Origin of the sequence: Mesorhizobium sp. M5C.F.Ca.IN.020.29.1.1 (assembly GCF_003997375.1) — a bacterium.
GTDB classification, from domain to species: domain Bacteria; phylum Pseudomonadota; class Alphaproteobacteria; order Rhizobiales; family Rhizobiaceae; genus Mesorhizobium; species Mesorhizobium wenxiniae.
Map to the genome: position 1 here is coordinate 1 of NZ_RZSW01000900.1, position 1,657 is coordinate 1,657.

Consider the following 1,657-nt stretch of genomic DNA (forward strand, 5'->3'; position numbering starts at 1 on the left):
CTGGCTGCTGCCACGGGCTTTCAGCCTGCTGATCATCGCGGCCTTCGTGCCGGGCGCGCCTGGCGCCTACGGCGTCGGCGGCGGCTGGACGATCTATCCGCCGCTATCGACGTCGGGCCAGCCGGGACCGGCGATGGACCTTGCGATCCTGTCGCTGCACATCGCCGGCGCGTCGTCGATCCTCGGCGCCATCAATTTCATCACCACCATTTTCAACATGCGCGCGCCTGGCATGACGCTGCACAAGATGCCGCTGTTCGCCTGGTCGGTGCTGATCACCGCTTTCCTGCTGCTGTTGTCGCTTCCGGTTCTGGCCGGCGGCATCACCATGCTTTTGACCGATCGCAACTTCGGCACCACCTTCTTCGCGCCGGATGGCGGCGGCGACCCGATCCTGTTCCAGCACCTGTTCTGGTTCTTCGGGCATCCGGAAGTCTACATCCTGATCCTGCCGGGCTTCGGCATCGTCAGCCACATCGTCTCGACTTTCTCGAAGAAGCCCATCTTCGGCTATCTCGGCATGGCCTATGCCATGGTCGCAATCGGTGCGGTCGGCTTCATCGTCTGGGCGCATCACATGTACACGACCGGCCTGTCGCTCGACACGCAGCGCTATTTCGTCTTCGCCACCATGGTTATCGCGGTGCCGACGGGGGTGAAGATATTCTCGTGGATCGCCACCATGTGGGGCGGGTCGATTTCGCTCAAAACCCCGATGCTATGGGCGATTGGCTTCATCTTCCTGTTCACTGTCGGCGGCGTTACCGGCGTCCAGCTTGCCAATGCCGGTCTCGACCGCCCGCTGCATGACACCTACTACGTGGTCGCGCATTTCCATTATGTGCTGTCGCTGGGCGCGGTCTTTGCCATCTTCGCCGGCTGGTACTACTGGTTCCCGAAGATGACCGGCTACATGTATTCGCCTGTCATCGCCAACACCCACTTCTGGATCACCTTCGTCGGCGTCAACCTCGTCTTCTTCCCGCAGCATTTCCTCGGCCTGTCCGGCATGCCGCGCCGCTATATCGACTATCCGGATGCGTTTGCCGGCTGGAACATGGTGTCGTCCTACGGCTCGTATATTTCCGCCGTCGGCGTGGTCATCTTCCTCTACGGCGTGTTCGAGGCGGTCCAGAAGAAGCGGGTAGCTGGCGCCAATCCATGGGGCGAGGGTGCAACGACGCTCGAATGGCAGCTGCCTTCGCCGCCGCCCTTCCACCAGTGGGAACAACTGCCGAAGATCAAATAGGCGGCTGCCTGGGCGAATACGGAACCGCCGGTCCGCCCGGCGGTTTTGGCCAACGGAATGATGGACTAAGTACGCATGGCCCTTGTCGACGACACATTGACTGACGAACCGGGCTTTCGCATGTCGGAAGCAACGGCGGGCGATTTCTTCGCCCTGTTGAAGCCGCGTGTCATGTCGCTGGTGGTGTTCACCGCCTTTGTCGGTTTGGTCGCGGCCCCCGTGACCATCAACCCGCTTCTGGCGGTGATCGCCATCCTGGCTATTGCCATTGGTGCTGGCGCGTCCGGCGCGCTCAACATGTGGTATGACGCCGATATCGATGCGGTGATGACCAGGACCGCCGGCCGTCCTGTGCCGGCCGGCCGCATCCGGCCGGGCGAGGCGTTGAGTTTCGGCCTGGTGCTGTCG

The 1,657-nt window shown here is 62.3% G+C and carries 2 protein-coding genes; both read left to right on the forward strand.

The genetic code is table 11. The features are described 5' to 3' along the window. A partial coding sequence (locus tag EOA85_RS34795) for a cytochrome c oxidase subunit 1 (RefSeq protein ID WP_164760110.1) occupies positions 1–1,249 on the forward strand: 1,249 nt, incomplete at its 5' end. Between the two features lie 75 nt (positions 1,250–1,324). Beyond that, positions 1,325–1,657: UbiA family prenyltransferase (locus tag EOA85_RS34800; protein WP_164760111.1), on the forward strand; the 333-nt coding region annotated here is incomplete at its 3' end.